The 18,907-nt window shown below is 59.9% G+C and carries 18 protein-coding genes, 1 tRNA gene and 1 pseudogene; 10 read left to right on the top strand and 10 right to left on the bottom strand.

Translation table 11 applies throughout. From position 1 onward, the window contains the following. A complete protein-coding gene (ntrB, locus tag ACL58G_RS09155; RefSeq protein WP_413382416.1) occupies positions 1-855 on the top strand; it encodes a nitrate ABC transporter permease in 855 nt (284 codons plus the stop codon). Beyond that, positions 852-1,658, top strand: coding sequence for an ABC transporter ATP-binding protein (locus ACL58G_RS09160; protein WP_440966429.1), 807 nt, complete (start codon positions 852-854; stop codon positions 1,656-1,658). The genes ntrB and ACL58G_RS09160 overlap by 4 nt, the downstream gene beginning before the upstream one ends. A 98-nt stretch (positions 1,659-1,756) precedes the next feature. Here ACL58G_RS09160 and tsaD read toward each other — a convergent pair whose 3' ends face one another. Further along, positions 1,757-2,794 carry a tRNA (adenosine(37)-N6)-threonylcarbamoyltransferase complex transferase subunit TsaD gene (tsaD, locus tag ACL58G_RS09165; RefSeq protein WP_413382421.1) on the bottom strand — a complete coding sequence of 346 codons (1,038 nt, stop codon included), beginning with the start codon at positions 2,792-2,794 and terminating at the stop codon, positions 1,757-1,759. A 91-nt stretch (positions 2,795-2,885) separates the two neighbouring features. Next, complete coding sequence (locus tag ACL58G_RS09170) at positions 2,886-3,944, bottom strand: 3-deoxy-7-phosphoheptulonate synthase (RefSeq protein WP_440967996.1); 1,059 nt, start codon at positions 3,942-3,944, stop codon at positions 2,886-2,888. 101 nt (positions 3,945-4,045) lie between these two features. Between ACL58G_RS09170 and ybiB the strand changes: the two genes are divergently transcribed. From ybiB to ACL58G_RS09205, 7 genes are all read left to right on the top strand, one after another. Then, complete coding sequence (ybiB, locus tag ACL58G_RS09175; protein ID WP_440966430.1) at positions 4,046-5,020, top strand: DNA-binding protein YbiB; 975 nt, start codon at positions 4,046-4,048, stop codon at positions 5,018-5,020. A gap of 148 nt (positions 5,021-5,168) precedes the next feature. Continuing rightward, positions 5,169-6,380: an NAD(P)/FAD-dependent oxidoreductase gene (locus ACL58G_RS09180; protein ID WP_413382429.1), complete on the top strand. Its 1,212-nt coding sequence runs from the start codon at positions 5,169-5,171 to the stop codon at positions 6,378-6,380. A gap of 106 nt (positions 6,381-6,486) precedes the next feature. Beyond that, complete coding sequence (gene rpsU, locus ACL58G_RS09185) at positions 6,487-6,699, top strand: 30S ribosomal protein S21 (RefSeq protein WP_005665410.1); 213 nt, start codon at positions 6,487-6,489, stop codon at positions 6,697-6,699. Positions 6,700-6,828: 129 nt separating this feature from the next. Then, positions 6,829-7,278 carry a GatB/YqeY domain-containing protein gene (locus ACL58G_RS09190; protein WP_413337597.1) on the top strand — a complete coding sequence of 150 codons (450 nt, stop codon included), beginning with the start codon at positions 6,829-6,831 and terminating at the stop codon, positions 7,276-7,278. Positions 7,279-7,429: 151 nt separating this feature from the next. Continuing rightward, the gene (gene dnaG, locus ACL58G_RS09195) at positions 7,430-9,232 is read left to right on the top strand and encodes a DNA primase (RefSeq protein WP_413337598.1); all 1,803 of its coding nucleotides are present in this window, start codon (positions 7,430-7,432) and stop codon (positions 9,230-9,232) included. A 269-nt stretch (positions 9,233-9,501) separates the two neighbouring features. Then, positions 9,502-11,712 (top strand): RNA polymerase sigma factor RpoD, encoded by a 2,211-nt coding sequence (gene rpoD, locus ACL58G_RS09200; protein ID WP_440966434.1) that lies wholly within the window; start codon positions 9,502-9,504, stop codon positions 11,710-11,712. Between the two features lie 153 nt (positions 11,713-11,865). Then, positions 11,866-11,944, top strand: a tRNA-Ile gene (locus ACL58G_RS09205). Between the two features lie 168 nt (positions 11,945-12,112). On the opposite strand, the pseudogene ACL58G_RS09210 reads toward ACL58G_RS09205, so the two are convergent. From ACL58G_RS09210 to ACL58G_RS09240, 7 genes and pseudogenes are all read right to left on the bottom strand, one after another. Continuing rightward, positions 12,113-13,319 (bottom strand): annotated as a pseudogene (locus ACL58G_RS09210) (IS3 family transposase). A gap of 78 nt (positions 13,320-13,397) precedes the next feature. Next, a complete protein-coding gene (locus ACL58G_RS09215; protein ID WP_440966436.1) occupies positions 13,398-14,276 on the bottom strand; it encodes a macro domain-containing protein in 879 nt (292 codons plus the stop codon). Further along, on the bottom strand, positions 14,273-14,854 hold the full coding sequence (locus tag ACL58G_RS09220; RefSeq protein ID WP_440966438.1) for a TIR domain-containing protein: 582 nt from the start codon (positions 14,852-14,854) through the stop codon (positions 14,273-14,275). The genes ACL58G_RS09215 and ACL58G_RS09220 overlap by 4 nt, the downstream gene beginning before the upstream one ends. Next, the gene (locus ACL58G_RS09225) at positions 14,832-15,581 is read right to left on the bottom strand and encodes a hypothetical protein (protein WP_440966440.1); all 750 of its coding nucleotides are present in this window, start codon (positions 15,579-15,581) and stop codon (positions 14,832-14,834) included. The genes ACL58G_RS09220 and ACL58G_RS09225 overlap by 23 nt, the downstream gene beginning before the upstream one ends. A gap of 147 nt (positions 15,582-15,728) precedes the next feature. Then, entirely contained in the window at positions 15,729-16,070 is a 342-nt protein-coding gene (locus ACL58G_RS09230; RefSeq protein WP_440966441.1) for a hypothetical protein, read from the bottom strand. Between the two features lie 42 nt (positions 16,071-16,112). Then, positions 16,113-16,379: a hypothetical protein gene (locus ACL58G_RS09235; RefSeq protein ID WP_440966443.1), complete on the bottom strand. Its 267-nt coding sequence runs from the start codon at positions 16,377-16,379 to the stop codon at positions 16,113-16,115. Positions 16,380-16,521: 142 nt separating this feature from the next. Further along, positions 16,522-16,737: a hypothetical protein gene (locus ACL58G_RS09240; protein ID WP_440966444.1), complete on the bottom strand. Its 216-nt coding sequence runs from the start codon at positions 16,735-16,737 to the stop codon at positions 16,522-16,524. Between the two features lie 425 nt (positions 16,738-17,162). On the opposite strand from ACL58G_RS09240, the gene ACL58G_RS09245 reads away from it, so the two are divergent. Further along, the gene (locus ACL58G_RS09245; RefSeq protein ID WP_440966445.1) at positions 17,163-17,786 is read left to right on the top strand and encodes a YkgJ family cysteine cluster protein; all 624 of its coding nucleotides are present in this window, start codon (positions 17,163-17,165) and stop codon (positions 17,784-17,786) included. Positions 17,787-18,049: 263 nt separating this feature from the next. On the opposite strand, the gene ACL58G_RS09250 is transcribed toward ACL58G_RS09245, so the two are convergent. After that, positions 18,050-18,832 carry a hypothetical protein gene (locus ACL58G_RS09250; RefSeq protein ID WP_440966447.1) on the bottom strand — a complete coding sequence of 261 codons (783 nt, stop codon included), beginning with the start codon at positions 18,830-18,832 and terminating at the stop codon, positions 18,050-18,052. Between the last annotated feature and the right edge of the window lie 75 nt (positions 18,833-18,907).

Here is an 18,907-nt window from a genome sequence, read left to right on the forward strand (position 1 = left end):
ATGAATACCGTCGTGAATTCGACAGCGGGCGCGCACGCCGTGCCTGCCCGGCGTGCCCTGGCGCTGCGTGTGCCGAACGGCCGCGCGCTGTTGCTGGCAGTGCTGCCGCCGGTGCTGGGTCTCGCCATGCTGGTGCTGGTGTGGCAGCTCGTCTCCGCGAACAACAGCAACTTTCCGTCGCCCTTCGTCACGTGGCAGGCGGCCGTCCAGCTGTTCGCCGACCCGTTCTACAGCAACGGGCCGAACGACCAGGGCATCGGCTGGAACATCCTCGCGTCGCTCGAGCGGGTGGCGCTGGGCTTCGGCCTCGCCGCGGCGGCGGGCATCCCGCTCGGCTTCCTGATCGGCCGCTCGCGCTTCCTGGCCGGCATGTGCAATCCCATCGTCAGCCTGCTGCGCCCCGTGTCGCCGCTGGCCTGGCTGCCCATCGGCCTGCTCGTGTTCAAGGCCGCGAACCCGGCTGCCATCTGGGCCATCTTCATCTGCTCGATCTGGCCGATGATCATCAACACGGCCGTCGGCGTGCAGCGCGTGCCGCAGGACTACATGAACGTGGCGAGGGTGCTGAACCTGTCGGAGTGGAAGGTCTTCACGAAGATCCTGCTGCCCGCGGTGCTGCCGTACATGCTGACCGGCGTGCGCCTGGCGATCGGCACGGCGTGGCTGGTGATCGTCGCGGCCGAGATGCTGACCGGCGGCGTGGGCATCGGCTTCTGGGTGTGGGACGAGTGGAACAACCTGAACGTGCCGCACATCCTCATCGCCATCGTCGTCATCGGCGTGGTCGGGTTGGTGCTGGAGCAGGCGCTGGTCGCACTGGCCCGCGCCGTCACCTACGAAGAGAGTGGATCATGAGCGAACCGAAATTCATCGAAGTGCAGCAGGTCGAGATGCTGTTCGACACCCGCAAGGGCCGCTTCCACGCGCTCACCGACGTCAACCTGAAGGTGGCGCGGGGCGAGTTCATCACGCTGATCGGCCACTCCGGCTGCGGCAAGTCCACGTTGCTGAACCTGCTGGCGGGCCTGACCCGCGCCAGCGAGGGCGTGCTGATCTGCGCCGGCCGCGAGATCGCCGGACCGGCGCCGGAGCGCGCGGTCGTGTTCCAGAACCATTCGCTGCTGCCGTGGTTGACCTGTTTCGAGAACGTCTACCTGGCCGTCGAGCGCGTGTTCGGCGTCCGCGAAGGGAAGGAGCAACTGCGTACCCGCACGGCCGATGCGCTGGCGCTGGTGGGCCTGACGCACGCGGCGCAGAAGCGGCCCAGCGAGATCTCGGGCGGCATGAAGCAGCGCGTCGGCATCGCCCGCGCGCTGTCGATGGAACCGAAGGTGCTGCTGATGGACGAGCCGTTCGGCGCCCTCGACGCGCTGACCCGCGCGCACTTGCAGGACGAGTTGCTGCGCATCGTCGCCCAGACGGAGTCCACGGTCGTGATGGTCACGCACGACGTGGACGAGGCGGTGCTGCTGTCGGACCGCATCGTGATGATGACGAACGGCCCGGCCGCGACCATCGGCGAGATCGTGGACGTGCGCCTGCCGCGGCCGCGCGAGCGCGTCGCGCTGGCGCACGATGCGCTGTACAACGAGTATCGGACGCGGGTGCTGGAGTTCCTGTATCACCGGCAGGCGAGGCCCGCCAAGGAAGCGGCGTGACGGATGAAGCATGGTGGGCTCGGGGAGCCCACCCTACGGCAGGTCGTGTATTGTAGTAGGGTGGGCTCCCCGTGCCCACGGCTACACTGTGCGTCGAATCAGGCCGGCTCGATTTCGTCCAGCGGCCAGCGCGGGCGCACGTTGAATGCGTAGTCGCGCTGCGCCGCGTCCGGATTGCGCTCCAGGCGCAGCGCGCCCGCGAACGCGATCATTGCGCCGTTGTCGGTGCAGAATTCGAGTTCGGGGTAGTAGACCTTGAAGCGCTTCTTCGCGGCCGCCTCGTTCAGCGACGCGCGCAGCTGGCGGTTCGCGCCCACGCCGCCCGCGATCACGAGGCGTTTCAATCCGGTGTGCTTCAGCGCCAGCACGCACTTCGCCGTCAGCACGTCGACGATGGCATCGACGAAGCCGCGCGCGATGTTGGCCTTGTCCTGCTCGCACACGTTCGCGATGTCGCTTGCGTTGTTCTTCACGACGGTCAGCACGGCCGTCTTGAGGCCCGAGAAGCTGAAGTTGAAGTCTTTCGAGTGCAGCATCGGGCGCGGGAGTTTATACGCTTCCGGATCGCCGAATTCCGCCAGGCGCGAAATGGCCGGGCCACCCGGGTAGCCGAGGCCCAGCAGCTTGGCCGATTTGTCGAACGCTTCGCCGGCCGCGTCGTCCAGCGTCTCGCCCAGCAGGGTGTAGCGGCCGACGCCATCGACGCGCATCAGCTGCGTGTGGCCGCCGGAGACGAGGAGGGCGACGAACGGGAATTCCGGCCGCTCGGTCGCGAGCAGCGGCGACAGCAGGTGGCCTTCCAGGTGGTGCACGCCCAGCACGGGTTTATCCAGCGCCAGCGCGAGGCTGCAGGCGACGGACGATCCCACCAGCAGCGCGCCCGCGAGGCCGGGGCCCTGCGTGTAGGCGATGGCGTCGATGCGTTCCATCGGCAGGCCGGCCTTCGCGAGCACCTGTTCCAGCAGCGGCAGCGCGCGCCGGATGTGGTCGCGCGACGCCAGTTCCGGCACCACGCCGCCGTATTCCTCGTGCATCGCGACCTGCGAGTGCAGTGCGTGGGACAGCAGGCCGCGCTCCGTGTCGTACAGAGCCAGGCCGGTTTCATCGCAGGAGGATTCGACGCCGAGGACAATCATGGGCAAGCAAGGAACAGTGTGAGGTAGACAAGATCGGCGCGCCGGGGCGGCGCGCAATCTGCCATTGTACCTGCATTGGCCCGCCAGGGCATCACGGCCGCTCCAGCAATTCCTTGTGTGCGTTGCGCAGCATGGTCTCGGTATCGTCCCAGGCGATGCAGCCGTCGGTGACGGAGCAGCCGTACTTCAGCTGCGACAGATCGCTCGGAATCGGCTGGCTGCCGCCGACGATGTTCGATTCGATCATCACGCCGACGAGCGACTGGTTGCCGTGCCTGATCTGCTGGATCACGTCCGACATGACGAGCGGCTGCAGCTCCGGCTTTTTATAGCTGTTGGCGTGCGAGCAGTCGACGACGAGGTTCGCGGGCAGGCCGGCCTTCTTGAGCGCCTGCTCGGCGATCGCGACCGAGACCGAGTCGTAGTTCGGACGGCCGCCGCCGCCGCGCAGCACGACGTGGCCGTAGGCGTTGCCGCGGGTGCGCACGATCGACACGCCGCCCTGGCCGTTGATGCCCAGGAAGGAGTGCGGGCTGGACGAGGACAGCACGGCGTTGATGGCGATGCTGACGTCGCCGTCGGTGCCGTTCTTGAAGCCGACCGGCGTGGAGAGGCCCGACGACATCTCGCGGTGCGTCTGCGATTCGGTCGTGCGTGCGCCGATCGCGGTCCACGCGATCAGGTCGCCCAGGTATTGCGGCGAGATCGGGTCGAGCGCTTCGGTGGCCGTCGGCAGGCCCAGTTCGCACACGTCGAGCAGGAACTGGCGCGCGCGCTCCATGCCGACGTCCACGCGGAACGAGTCGTCCATGAACGGATCGTTGATATAGCCCTTCCAGCCGGTCGTGGTGCGCGGCTTTTCGAAATACACGCGCATCACGAGCACCATCGTGTCTTCCACCTCGGCCTGCAGCGCCTTCAGGCGGCGCGCATAGTCGAGGCCCGCGACCGGATCGTGGATCGAGCAGGGCCCGACGACCACGAACAGGCGCTTGTCCTTGCGGTCGAGGATGTTGCGCAGGGTCTCGCGGCCCTTCATCACGGTGGTGAAGGCCTTGTCCGTCAGCGGCAGCTTTTTATGCAGCTCGCTGGGCGTCGGCATGGTCGCGAACGAGGTGACGTTGGTGTTTTCGATATCGGGCGTGATCAGCATGGCAATCGTATTTATTCCAGAGGGGATCGTTGAGTCTAGCCTGAAATCTTACACCGTGCATCCTCCTGCTCAAAAATGTTGCATGGTATCCTGTCATCATGGACACGACCAACACCTCCCAAAATCCCTTCCCGGCGGCCCGCTTCATCAAGGAGATCGGCCGCGGCGTAAAAGGCGCGCGCAGCATGTCGCGCGAGGATGCGAAACTGCTCTACGCCGCCATGCTCGACGGGCGGGTGTCCGACCTGGAACTGGGCGGCATCCTGCTCGCGATGCGCATCAAGGGCGAGTCCGTCGAAGAAATCGCCGGCTTCATGGACGCGGCGGAAAGCTCGTTCGCGCCGCTGCCCGCGCCGCCCGGCGATTTCGCGCCCGTGCTGATCCCCAGCTACAACGGCGCGCGCAAGCTGGCCAACCTGACGCCGCTGCTGGCGCTGCTCCTCGCGCGCGCGGGCGTGCCGGTGCTCGTGCACGGCGTGCAGGAAGACCCGGGCCGCGTGACGACGGCCGAGATCTTCGCCGAGATGGGCATCGGCCCGAGCGGCTCCACGGCCGACATGCTGGACGCCTTCGCCGCCGGCCGCCCGTGCTTCATGCCGATCGAGTTATTGGCGCCGGAACTGGCGCACCAGTTGTCGCTGCGCCGCATCCTCGGCGTGCGCAATTCCACGCATACGATCGTCAAGATCCTGCAGCCGTTCGAAGGCCCGGCGCTGCGCCTCGTGTCGTACACGCACCCGGAATACCTGGCGATGCTGACCGAGTATTTCGAAACGGCCGCCCCGCACAAACGCGGCGACGCGTTCCTCATGCGCGGCACGGAAGGGGAGACGGTGGCGAACGCCAACCGCGCCCAGGAAATCAACTGGTTCCACGCCGGACAAAAGACGCTGCTGGTCGAACGCGACGCGCCGACAGACGAGCTGGCGCCCGCGCCGGAAGGCCGCGACGCCGCGGCGACCGCCGACTGGATCGGGCGTGCGCTGCGCGGTGAAGAGCCCGTGCCGCCGCCGATCGCGGCGCAGGTGGCGCAGTGCGTGCAGGTGGCGCGGGCGTTACGTATCGCCGCGTAATCCTCCGTTGGGTGGGCATTTGGGGCGGGGGGGCAAATGAAACGTGCCCACGCGTAACGCCAACGTACCGCACAGATATTCGCGTGGGCACAGGGTGCCCACCCTACCGTACAATCATGCCTTTTTGCGCGCGATAAACGGGATAGGCATGGCAAAACACTACGACGTGGCGATCATCGGCGCCGGTGCCGCCGGCATGATGTGCGCCGCCACCGCGGCCCAGCGCGGCAAGCGCGTCCTGCTGGTCGACCACGCCGGCAAGCTGGCGGAAAAAATCCGCATCTCGGGCGGCGGGCGCTGCAACTTCACCAACATCAACGCCGGCCCGCAGAATTTCCTGTCCGAGAATCCGCATTTCTGCCGCAGCGCGCTGTCGCGCTACACCCCGCAGGATTTCCTCGCGCTCGTCAAGAAGCATCGCATCGCGTACCACGAAAAACACCGCGGCCAGCTGTTCTGTGACGACTCGTCCGAACAGATCATCGCCATGCTGAAGGCGGAGTGCGACGCGGGCGGCGTGCAGTGGCGCATGCCGTGCAAGGTGGCCGGCGTCACGAAGAACGCGGAAGGATTCCGCATCGACACGGATGGCGAGCCCATCCTCGCGAGCAATGTCGTGGTCGCAACGGGCGGCCTGTCGATCCCGAAGATCGGCGCGACGGATCTCGGCTATCGCATCGCGAAGCATTTCGATCTGAAAATTGTCGAGACGCGCCCGGGCCTCGTGCCGCTCACGTTCGACGGTCCCAGCTGGCAACCGTTCGTGCCGCTGGCCGGCATCGCGCTGGAAGTGGACGTGACGACGGGATCGAAGAAGGGCCGGAACGCGAAGTACGGCTATTTCCGCGAAGACTTATTGTTCACGCACCGCGGCCTGTCCGGCCCGGCCATCCTGCAAATCTCCAGCTACTGGCAGCCGGGCACGCCCATCGTACTGAATCTGCTGCCGGAAATGGATGTGGCGGAAGAGCTGATTGCCATGAAGACGACGGTGAAAAAACAGCTGGGCAATATCTTGTCGCAATGGCTGCCGACGCGCCTCGCCGAAGGCCTGCTGACCGGCAATGGCCTCGCACCGGATGCGCGCTTGCCGGACATGGCCGACGCGAAATTGCGCAAGCTGGGCGATGCGATCAACCGCTGGGCCATCGTCCCGACCGGTTCGGAAGGCTATAAAAAGGCCGAGGTGACCCTGGGTGGCGTCGATACGCGCGAACTGTCGCAGCAGACGATGATGGCGAACACTGTCCCGGGCCTGTATTTCATCGGCGAGACGGTCGACGTGACGGGCTGGCTCGGCGGCTATAACTTCCAGTGGGCATGGGCTTCCGGCGTCGCGGCGGGCGGGGCAATCGAGTAAAAAAGCAGCCATGTGGCAACTTTGCACACTGATGAAAAACTTCGCACAGAAGTTGAAAAGCTGTTAGAATTTCGTTCTTCCCTAAATCCAACGGTTTCATTTTTACATGACCACTATCCGCCTTAAAGAAAACGAGCCGTTCGAAGTCGCTATGCGTCGCTTCAAGCGCACTATCGAAAAAACCGGTCTGCTGACTGAACTGCGCGCACGCGAGTTCTACGAGAAGCCGACCGCAGAGCGCAAGCGCAAGCTGGCCGCTGCCGTGAAGCGTCACTACAAGCGCATCCGCAGCCAGCAACTGCCGAAGAAGCTGTACTGATTTATATTCACGCTTTCCCCGGTGACGGCCACTGCCAGTCCCGGCGTTGCAAAGCCTGAATTCGACGAAGCCCGCTCCGGTTGTGCCGCAGCGGGTTTTTGCCTTTTGTCCCTATCGAACGGAGTATCCATGAGCTTGAAAGACCAAATCACCGACGACATGAAAGCCGCCATGCGCGCCAAGGACAGCGAGCGTCTTACCACGGTCCGTCTCCTGATCGCCGAGATCAAGCGGAAAGAAGTGGACGAACGCATCGAGCTGGACGATGCGCAGGTGGTGGCCGTCGTCGAAAAGATGATCAAGCAGCGCAAGGATTCGATCACCCAGTTCGAAAATGGCGGCCGCCAGGATCTGGCCGACAAGGAAAAGTCGGAACTGGCCGTGCTGTCGGCCTACATGCCGGCCGGCCTGTCGGATGAGGAAGTCGCCGCCGAAGTGGCCGCAGCCGTCGCCGCATCGGGCGCCGCCGGTCCGCAGGACATGGGCAAGGTGATGGGCATCCTGAAACCGAAACTGGCCGGCCGCGCCGACATGACGGCCGTCTCGGCCCAGGTCAAGAAAGCGCTCGCAGGCGGCTGATGCCTGGTGGCACGGCTGCGGCACCGCCGCCACGGCCGTGTCTGTTTTTGATGCACCGGAGCGGCAACGCCATGTTGCATTGTTGCAAATCAACTTGTAACGAGCCCTGCGGTATAGTCTGACCTGAGACAAATACTGTTAGTTAGATCAAGTGATTCCGCAATCATTCATTACCGATCTGCTCAACCGCGTTGACATTGTCGACGTGGTGGGGCGTTACGTGCAGCTGAAAAAGGGCGGCGCCAATTACATGGGGCTCTGTCCGTTTCACAACGAGAAATCCCCCAGCTTCACCGTCAGCCCGACCAAGCAGTTCTATCACTGCTTCGGCTGCGGCGCCCACGGCACCGCCATCGGCTTCATGATCGAATACTCGGGCATGGGCTTCGTCGACGCCGTCAAGGACCTCGCACAAAGCGTGGGCATGATCGTCCCCCAGGAGGACGACAAGATCCCGCCGGCCCAGCGCGCCGCCCAGCAGGCGCAGACCCTGGCGCTGACGGACGCGCTGAACCAGGCCTGCGACTTCTACCGCGCCCAGCTGCGCACGGCGCCGAACGCCATCGCCTATCTGAAAGGCCGCGGCCTGACGGGAGAGGTCGCCGCCCGCTTCGGCCTCGGCTATGCGCCGGGCGGTTGGGACAATCTGCGTTCCGTCTTCCGCGACTACGATGCGCTGGCGCTCGTCGAATCCGGCCTCGTCATCGACAAGGTCGACGAGGATGGCAACAACAAGAAGCGGTACGACCGTTTTCGTGAACGGATCATGTTCCCGATCCGGAACACGAAAGGGCAGGTGATCGGCTTTGGCGGCCGCGTGATGGACGGTGGCGAACCCAAATACCTGAACTCGCCGGAAACCCCGCTGTTCCAGAAGGGACATGAACTGTACGGCCTGTTCGAGGCGCGCCAGGCGATCCGCGACGCCGGCTACGTGCTGGTGACCGAAGGTTATATGGACGTCGTCGCGCTGGCCCAGCTCGGCTTCCCGCAAGCCGTCGCGACGCTTGGCACGGCGTGTACCAGTACCCACGTGCAAAAGCTGCTGCGCCAAACGGACAACGTCATCTTCAGCTTCGACGGCGACAAGGCCGGCCGCCGCGCCGCCCGCCGCGCGCTGGAAGCGTGTCTGCCGCAAGTGACGGACAACAAGACGATCCGGTTCCTGTTCTTGCCGCAAGAGCATGATCCGGACAGCTATGTGCGCGAATTCGGCGGGGACGCATTCGCCCAGGAAATCAACGAGGCGATGCCGCTGTCGCAATTCCTGTTGCGCGAGGTTACGACGGAGCATGATCTCGACACGCCGGAAGGCCGGGCGCGCGTCCAGTTCGACGCGAAACCGCTGCTGCAGGCGATGACGCCGTCGGCCTTGCGCCTGCAGATCGTGCGCGGCCTGGCGAACCTGACGGAGTCAACGCCGGCGGAGATCGAAACGTTGTTTGAATTGTCCAAGCCGGTGGCGGTGGCCAGGAAGGCGCCGCCGCGCCAGGGGCGTCCGGAACCGGTCGGCCTGGAATTGCAGATGTCGCGCATCCTGGTGTCGCATCCGGCGCTGGCGCTGGGCCTGGACGAGTCGGCCTTGCGCGCCTTCGACCACTTCGGCACCGAGCAGGCCGAACGCCTGCGCCAGCTCGTGGCGATGGCGCAGGCGTTGGGACCGAACGGTACGTTTGCCGCGTTGTCCGAGCAATTGAAGGAAGCGAGTTCGGAGTACGACAACCTGATCGCATCGATCGCGGTCGAACCCGAATCGGATATCGACGCGGACCGCGTGTGGCTGACGAGTGCTGTGAGGCAAGTCAAGATGGACGTGCTGAAACAGGAGTTGAACCAGTTGTTTTCTTCCGGATTGACCCCAGATCAGGTGAGTGCCCGCTATCGCGAAATCACAGCTCAGCAGGACCTCTTGGCCCGGGAGGCAGCGAACGACACCCCTGCGAAATTCGCCTGATCGGGGAGGGTTGCCGAGGCGCCGTTCTTGACTGGAAAGAACAGGGGCGCGTGCTATAATAAAACGCTAACTATTGCAAGCATTGAAACGATTTTTCGTGACAATTCAGGCGAGGTGTTTCAGTTAGTGGGGCAAACAGTATGTGCCTGCAGCGTGATGTAAGGTAACAAAACTTTATCTTTAACCATCGTAAAGTGGTCGTTGTGACTTCGAAAGCGCCTGTGCCAACCAAGAAACCCGAAACCAAAGTGGCTACCAAATCCACCAGAATGTCCGCTAAAGTGGACAATTCGCAAGACAAGGCGGAAGCTCGCGTTGCGGGTGTCGCCCCAGTCAACCAGACGACCGATGCGGAAGCCCTCGCCGCAATCGATACGTCGGGCTACGTGCTGCCGGCCGTCAAGGTGCCAGGCCGCCGTGGCCGCAAGCCCAAGGAATTCACGCCCGAGAACGACGAAGTCGCCGCCCTGAACGCGGTCGAGCGCGCCGAGCTGAAAGCGGTCGACAAGGCCAAGGCCAAGGACCGCAAGGCCAAGGAAAAAGCGCTGCTGAAAGATGCGTTCTCGTCGGACACGGAAGCGAGCGAAGAGGAACTGGAAATCCGTCGCCAGAAGCTCAAGGCCCTGATCAAGTCGGGCAAGGAGCGCGGCTTCCTCACGTATTCCGAGATCAACGACCATCTGCCGGACAACATCGTCGATCCGGAAGCGATCGAAGGCATCATCGGCACGTTTAACGACATGGGCATTGCCGTCTACGAGCACGCGCCCGATGCCGAAACGCTGCTGCTGTCCGATAACGTCGCCACCGTCACCAGCGACGACGAAGCCGAGGCTGCCGCCGAAGCGGCGCTGTCGACCGTCGACTCCGATTTCGGCCGCACGACGGACCCCGTGCGCATGTACATGCGCGAGATGGGCTCGGTCGAACTGCTGACCCGCGAAGGCGAGATCGAGATCGCCAAGCGCATCGAAGACGGCCTGCGCGACATGATCCAGGCGATCTCCGCCTGCCCGGTGACGATCGCCGAGATCATCGACGCCGCCCGCCGCATCGAGCAGGACGAGATCAAGATCGACGAAATCGTCGACGGCATGGTTGATCCGGAAGAGGACGAAGCGACGTCCCCGGCGGCCGTCGCTCCGACGTCGACCGAGTCCGACGACGATGAGGACGACGACGAGGAAGAGGAAGAAGAGGAAGAGGAAGAAGAGGCGAACGCGGGTTCCGGCGCGGCCGGCTATTCCGCCGAACAGCTCGAGCAGCTGAAGAACTCGGCTCTCGACAAATTCCGCGAAATCGAACAGCAGTTCGACAAGATGCGCAAGGCCTACGAGAAGCAGGGCTATAACTCCGACGGCTACGTCAAGGCCCAGGAAGCGATCTCGAACGAACTGCTCGGCATCCGCTTCACGGCCAAGGTCGTCGAAAAGCTGTGCGACACCCTGCGCGGCCAGGTCGACGAAGTGCGCCATATCGAGAAGCAGATCCTGGACGTGGCCGTGAACCGCTGCGGCATGCCGCGCGCCCACTTCATCAAGGTCTTCCCGGGCAACGAGACGAACCTCGACTGGGTCGACGGCGAAGTGAACGCCGGGCACGCGTACAGCGCGATCCTCGGCCGCAATATCCCGACGATCAAGGAGTTGCAGCAACGCCTGATCGACCTGCAAGCCCGCGTCGTCCTGCCGCTGCCGGACCTGCGCAACATCAACCGCCAGATGGCGGCCGGTGAAATGAAGGCGCGCAAGGCCAAGCGCGAAATGACGGAAGCTAACCTGCGTCTCGTCATCTCGATCGCGAAGAAATACACGAACCGCGGCCTGCAATTCCTCGACCTGATCCAGGAAGGCAATATCGGCCTGATGAAGGCGGTGGACAAGTTCGAATACCGTCGCGGCTATAAATTCTCGACGTATGCGACGTGGTGGATTCGCCAGGCCATTACCCGCTCGATCGCGGACCAGGCGCGCACGATCCGTATTCCGGTGCACATGATCGAAACGATCAACAAGATGAACCGGATCTCGCGCCAGATCCTGCAGGAAACGGGCGCCGAGCCGGATCCGGCCACCCTCGCGATCAAGATGGAAATGCCGGAAGATAAGATCCGGAAGATCATGAAGATCGCGAAAGAGCCGATCTCGATGGAAACGCCGATCGGTGACGACGACGATTCGCATCTGGGCGACTTTATCGAGGACAACAACACGCTGGCGCCTTCGGACGCGGCGCTGCACGCCTCGATGCGCGGTGTGGTCAAGGACGTGCTCGACTCGCTGACGCCGCGCGAAGCGAAGGTGCTGCGCATGCGCTTCGGCATCGAAATGTCGACCGACCACACGCTGGAAGAGGTCGGCAAGCAATTCGACGTGACGCGCGAACGCATTCGCCAGATCGAAGCGAAAGCGCTGCGCAAGCTGCGCCACCCGTCGCGTTCCGACAAGCTGAAGAGCTTCCTCGAGAACAACAGCGGCTGAGGCTTGACGGACCTACGCTAACACAATATCCTCTCGCCACTTCGGCCACTTCGGCCACTTCGGCCACTTCGGCCACTTCGGCCACTTCGGCCACTTCGGCCGCTTCGCGACCACAAGTGGCGAGTTTTTAGCGTCTTCGGATGTACCAGTTTCGGGCCTCTAGCTCATGCCTGGTTAGAGCAGCGGACTCATAATCCGTTGGTGCCCGGTTCGACTCCGGGGAGGCCTACCAAATTTATATTTGAAAACAAGGGGTTACGTAATGGCGTAACCCCTTTTTTATTTCTTTGAAAAATCTTTGTCCAGATTTTGTCCAGTTTGGCTGGATCAATCTATCAACGCTAGAGGTCTAATCTCTGTTGAAATGTATTTGCCTGTAGATATCTCGGCGACGCGAAGATCATATGCATTCTGGAGGTTGAGCCAGCCTTGTGTAGTGGTCAAGTAATTTCGGACACCGCAATAGGTTTTTCGCTGCCATATTGCGTTCATAAACGCTGGGCGGCAGATTACCCAGTACCGAATGCAGGCGCTGGCTGTTGTAGAATTCGACGATGTATGCCGCGATATCGAACTTGGCTTCGGTATGGTTCGCGTAATTGCGCTGCCAAACGCGCTCAATTTTCAGGTCCAGGAAGAACCGCTCCGCGACGGCGTTGTCCCAGCAGTTGCCTTTGCGGCTGATGCTACAGATGAAACCGAGTTCGGCCAGCAGGGCCTGATACTGGCCGCTGGCGTACTTGGCGGAATGCACGATCAGTCCTGGCGCCGGCCGGCGCTGCTGAATCGCCATACTCAAGGCGTCGCACACCAGGCTTGCCGGCATGGTCGGTGCCATCGCCCAGCCCACGATTTTGCGTGAGAAAAGATCGAGCACGACGGCCAAATACAGCCAACCAGCGCCAGTCCGGATATATGTGATATCGGAGGCGTAAGCCACGTTTGGCGCTGTCGGGTTGAACTCTCGGGCCAGCACGTTCGGCGCGACGGAAAGGCCATGCCTGCTGTCGGTCGTGTGCACAAATTTGCGCTTCCACACTGGCTTGAGCCGCTCTCGGCGCATCAAACTGCGCACCTTGTAACGGCCGATTTGAACGCCCTGGTTTGCAAGGGCGGCCACAACGCGACGGCTGCCATAGCTTTGTCCGCTGGCGGCAAAGGCGCCTCGCACGTGCACGCCGGCTTTGCAAATCGCCGGCTTCTCGGCGCGCTGTCTGGCTTCATAAAATCCGGACCGGCTCACACCGAGCACCCGGCAGCTTTGCGTGACAGGAATGGCCTTCTTCTGCAACTCGTCGATGAGCCGGTGGGTCACTTGAGCTCGCGGGCAAAGAAGGCCGACGCCTTTTTTAATATTTCTACATCGCCACGAAGTTGACGGTTTTCCTGTTGCAGCTGGCGGATACGCAGCTGCTCCGGCGTCAGCGGTTTGCCGATGCCGGGTTGGCCCTGCTGCTCGGCCTCGTACTGCGTCAGCCAACGTCGAATGGCCGTCAAGCCAATGTCCATCGTCTGGCTGACGTGCGAGATGCTCAGTCCCTGTTCTTGATCATGCGGACGACCTCCAGCTTGCGGCTGGGGTCAAAACTGCGGCGTTGCCTTGTCATCTAAACTCCTCCGAAGGTGAATTATCCACCTATCGAGGTGTCCGGCATCACTAGACCGCTACAAACAGACGTTGTTGATCAAGCGTGAAGACTCTGTCCTAGATAGTCGCGAACTTGGAAAAGATTTAGCGAAAACCTCGACGCGTCCTCAGGGCGCACGACGATAATCAATTTGTTGGAGAAGGCTCGCTGACTGCAAGCGTCGGTGAAAGACTGAGCGATGCGCTCGATCATTTTCTTTCGAGGATACGCCACACGTCCGCGTCCCGTACCTATTAACGGCATAACGATATCTCCGACCTCGCCTTTAGATGCCAAATTCAGCCACAGCTTTCCAAGCGCCTCGTCAATCATCTTCAAGTCTGACGAAGCATTCCCGTTCTCGTCCATGTGCGACATCGCCACAAGGTAGAAATTCTTGCTGTGCGCACTCACGCGAGCGACGGTGCCAATCGGATATTCCTTCTTCTTGCCCGGTCGTCTGTCATTGGTGATGAACTGCTCCCGCGAAAGCGACATTTCTATTTGACGATCAATATCCGCCGTTTGACCATTGAAGTAGTTAGTAGCCAACTGACCCTGTAAGCTCGTCGCGGCGATCAACCCTGATGACATGTCAGTATCGAACGTAGAGCTAGTGCTGATGATCACTTCGCCCGGAATTTTGAAAAGGTCGCCAATCAAGACTTCGACAGCAAAGTCCTTTTGTGGAATCTTATAGCTGATGCGTGAAAGAGGTCGCCGCGTAGATAGCACGTACATTAGTGCGAGCACGACTAAGATAACCAGACCGTAGTAGCTGTAACGGTCCTTCTTGTAGATGTTGAAGGAATCGGCCAAGTCGACGCAAAGATATAAGATCCCCACGACAGAAAAGAACTTCCCAATTGCTTCGCCGGAGAACAGGGCATAGCGCCAATAAGCCCGCGTGCTTATTGACTCGAAGAAGTACCTCATAGCCCGAGCTGCCGGTACACGGCGTCAGCGTAGTAACGGCAGCCTACCGCGCCCGCACTGCGCAGCCTTTGGAATTCGTCGGGCCAACGATTCATCGCGTATTCGATGATGTTGTGATTAAATGAGGTGTAGACCACAAGTTTGTCTCGTATCGTCGGCGGGCAGCGGTCATCAATCTGCCGGCTTCCGTTCAAGTTCACGCCAATGATAGGCAAGTTGAGCCGCAACGCAACCTCAAGCTCCCAACTCACGAACTTGGTCAAATATTTGGTGTTCTGCCCAATTAGTACTAAGAGAAGCATAGAATTTGCAAAGCGCTCCCGAAGCTGGCGCTTGATGCTCTCTTCCTGGCTCGAATCTCGCGCACTGTTTAGATCATGTGCGTTGTGGAAATTAAGCGAAAAGCCGTCATTCGCCTTCCACGCTGTCATGAGGCGGTAATAATGCATGTCATTGTCGCCGTCGAAGGCGATATAGGTCTTGTTGCGATATGACATCAGATTCCCTTTACCAGTGCTTTCGGATTCTAGTGCAGGTAGCTGCCACCTTTTTTTATTATCGGCGGCCAGTACTTGCAATCACACTTTTACTTAGATTGTTAAGATTTCTGTTTCGTACCGAAAGTTTTAGTCGCACTTCATCCCAATCTAAGAAGATAGCAATCTCGTCTGACTCTTCTCTCGCAGTCGATGAAAATGCGGTTAGTCCTAACGCTGAGCTACCGGAAAAGACTTTATATTTTTCAATCACAGTAGCGAACAAGTTGCGCGCATCCGTTGTGGGCTTGTCGATACTCTTGCGGGCGAAATCGTGCACATCACTGAGCGCTCCAAGGTAGCACCGAGCGGCGTTGAGGAAGTCAACTTCTTCAGGGCATTCAAGTAATACGCTTTTCTTGAACGATGGGTCAAGCGCGAGGAAACGTTTTTTCGTGAACACTCCTAGCGAAAATACCTGCGTAACTTTCTCGCCGGGTGACGTCCATTTTCCGCCAATGGATAGCCCATGAACTGCCGAACCAGAGTGCTGAACATGGTTTCGTAAAGCTTCCATAAATCGGTATTCAAAAGCACGATCGTACTCAACGCTGAGGCGTCTCTTTACTTCGTCTCTGTCCACTCGACATGCTCTAACTCTCTGAAGAATTTGGTCTACAAACAATCTGGCCGAACTAAGGAAATTAACTGCCCGCCTATTCATCTCAGCCGTGATTTCGAACATATCTTGATATTCATGGCTCTGTCTTGCCATAGTTTCAGCTGACAGGGCTAAGGCCGATTTCTCCAGTTCTAGGTAATTTCCCACCAATAGATCATAGTTTTCCTCGAAAGAGAAGGCTGCATTAAGAATTAGTCAAGCAGTTTTAAGTTTGAGATAATCGTCCTCAGTGATTTGCATCGCTGGCGGTGCCCCGAAGTATGCCGGCTGGAGGTAAAAATCCATATCGGGGGCTTACTCTTCGTCACCAGCCCAAGGGAACACATCGAGTTCTTTATCCTGAGCAAGGATGAGTTGCTCATGCAGCCGGTCAACGTGGTTTGAGAGCTTCTCGGCTTCAGATCGACGATTAGCGTGCAATACCTGCAGCCCATCCGCGCAATCGTTGATGAGTTTGCCTTCGGAGTCCAACTTCAGCTTCGCAAGGTCGGCAGCCATTGCTTTCAAACTGCCAATGCGGTTCATGAGAAAATCATTGTTATCCACGTTGCGTCCCAGCTCAGCTGTGCGCTCTTGCCACGTACGATGGGCCTTCTGGTATTCTTCATGCGACTTAATTTCCGGGTACTTGCTCATGCTTGGCACTTTCGATTCGATGTGTTAAGGACAGTATTACGCTTAACTGAAGAAGAACGTTTTGATCGCGACGATCATCAGCGTCCCAGTGACCGTGGCGAGCTTCGCCCAGTTCTCCCCAGCCCACTTCAGTCCGGCGCTCAAGGCTTTCCGTAGTGCCGAAGGCTTAGAGAACTTCGCCGGCGTGTCTACCCAATCGCGGCCTGCAGCGCGCAACTCCTCCTCGGAGTTGAAAATTTTCCCTGCGGGGCAGCGCTTCTGGTGATACATCCATTTAGGGTATTCCTGGTACATGTACTCCCCGGTCATTGCAGCTCCGTAGATGAGATATGTCTGTTTTGTGGCGTGGAAAGGCTCCTACAGGGCAGGGTGGAAGACCAATCGCAGGTGCCCAAGGCGAGCCGGCAAAGAAACCTCCGCAGTTGGCGAGACATATTCATGGATTCGCACTTCACTTTTCAGGTTCGCTGCAATACTTAGCCAGTTCTTTTGGGTCTTCCGCAGTACAGGCATCCAGCACTACATCAAGAATGTCGGCTTTACTCCACCCATCACTGTCGGCCTGATAAGAAAATTGCATAATCATCCGTTCCAACGTGGGGCGGGGTCTACAACGATTACGCAACGCGGTGTAGTTAATCTTGAGTTTCCGGTCTGTCTTGGCCACGCTGGTCCTTGTCGATGTCATCCGTGAATACTTGATTTTACCGTAAGAAGAAGTTCTCAGGCGGAAGCTGTCGGGGCCGCACAGGAGGTTTCTGGTGGAATGGCGCCAATACCGCTAGCGACTGGGATCTCTCAGGGAATCGCGTTTGCTAATAGGCATGCTGACGATCGCGCCAAGTCGGTGGCTGCGAATCTGCATGATTTTGGAGACTCGCATTGGGGTTTGAAAGACAGAGAGGAGGGCGATTTGAGGCCCCCTAGGGCTGGAGCGAAGCGGAACCCTTCTCGTGTCACGGTGGCATGCAGGAGCGTTTTGGCCGGTCGACCCGGCCAGCGGCAATGCCATCCGTTTACTTGCAATTTCCGTACGGAAACTAATAGAATGCGATGTTGCCTTAGAACTCGGGCACTTTTGCAGGGAGAGAAATGAATACGGCTGTAATCAAGTTTCGCGATAAGAAAGACATTCGACCACTGCCGCCGATCCCAGCAGATCTGGTTTGTGAAATGCGGGTGCTGATCGATACAAAGATCAACGCCCGTGACTTGACCATGTTCGACAAGCTCGCGGCTGTCTACGCTTTCATGGATCGTTACAATGCGTTCGTGGCGACTTTCGCAGTATGCCAAAAGGGGTGCTCGCATTGCTGCAAGATCGACGTTAGCGTGAGCAGGTTAGAGGCAGAGTTCATCACGCACAACGGTGGGCCGATGCTCGATCAGGGATCGTCATACTCTACGAACCACACGATGGCATGTCCATTTCTCGCGAAGGATGGCGCATGTTCGGTGTACGAGTCTCGTCCATTCAATTGTCGGACGTTTCACACGCTTGATGATCCAAAATACTGTGAGGATGGCAAGGTCGATCACCAAGTGTACGGGGCTTCGAGCAAAGGTTACGGCGTAACAATTTACGCGAAGATCGCAGAATGGCTGCGTTCGGTACACAACCAGAACGGTCTGCCATATCGTGATATTCGTGACTGGTTCCCCACGTCAGCGCAAGGCTCGTCTCTGCTGGACCGCTTAGTTCGGCGAGTTCGCTAGAGATACCAATGCAGTTATGTGCGCCCCAGTGCCAAGTGGGACAACGTCCAGAATTTGTCCAGTTTAATGACGGTTCTGCGGACGATCAGTGACGGTAAAATTTCCGTAAGCCGTTGAATTGATAGACATCGACAACCATTGGCGGGTTGCAAAACGGACTCATAATCCGTTGGTGCCCCGGTTCGACTCCGGGGAGGCCTACCAAAAACCCGCAATGAATCAGGGGCTTGCGCAACACCCGCCAAGCCCCTGATTTTTTGATCTCAATGCCCCAGCAGCATCTTCGCCACCGGTAACCACGCCGGCCACAGATACAGGCTGACGTGCGTGACTTGCCAGCCAAAACTCCAGACCAGACCCATCACGTAGGCCGGATGCAACCGCCCGCGGGTCAGCAGGTCATGGACGCCGATGCCGAGCGCGAGCACGTCGTTGGTCAGGTGCAGGATCAGGAACGTCGCCCAGAAACTCTGCCCCCAGTAGCCGAACGGATAGGCGGCGCTGATCGTACCGCCCAGCCAGCGCGCAAAGCCCGCTGTGCTCAGTTGCAGGATCGCCAGCATCATCAGGCGCTTGTGTGCCGCTACCCGCTTGCGGAGAACGATGCCCGCCACACTCAGGCCAACGAAACCAATCAAATCGCCCAGTTGCACGCTCAGGAATGCCGGATCGCTGTGCGGCGTGCCGAACTTCAGGTTTTGGATCGTATAAGCCGTCAGCGGGCCGACGATGGCGAGCACGCCCACACCGAATGCCATCGCGATGCCCAGGCGCCGGTGCAGGGCGGGCTTCCCTGCGCGAACGAGCAGGATTTGCGCGGTGAACGCGACCAGCCATGTGGCGAACACGGCGGAATGCACGTGCAGGATCACGGGGTAGGGCGGGGCATTGTTCGCGATATGCTGCGCGATCTCACGACCGAAGCCGAGCAGCATCCCGATCCAGATCAGCGTGATATAGATGAGAAAGAGCGAACCGTCGGCAGGGTGGGTGGGTGCGAATTCCAGGCGTGTCCGTAGCGGTTTTGCGGCTGCATCCGAAAACATCGTGCGTCCTCGTTCAACGAAAGTTGAAAGGAGTCTGGCCGACCAGCTGTTCGGGTGGCAATTACGAAAACGCCC

The organism is Massilia sp. GER05 (assembly GCF_052056005.1).
Taxonomy (GTDB): domain Bacteria; phylum Pseudomonadota; class Gammaproteobacteria; order Burkholderiales; family Burkholderiaceae_D; genus Telluria; species Telluria orientalis.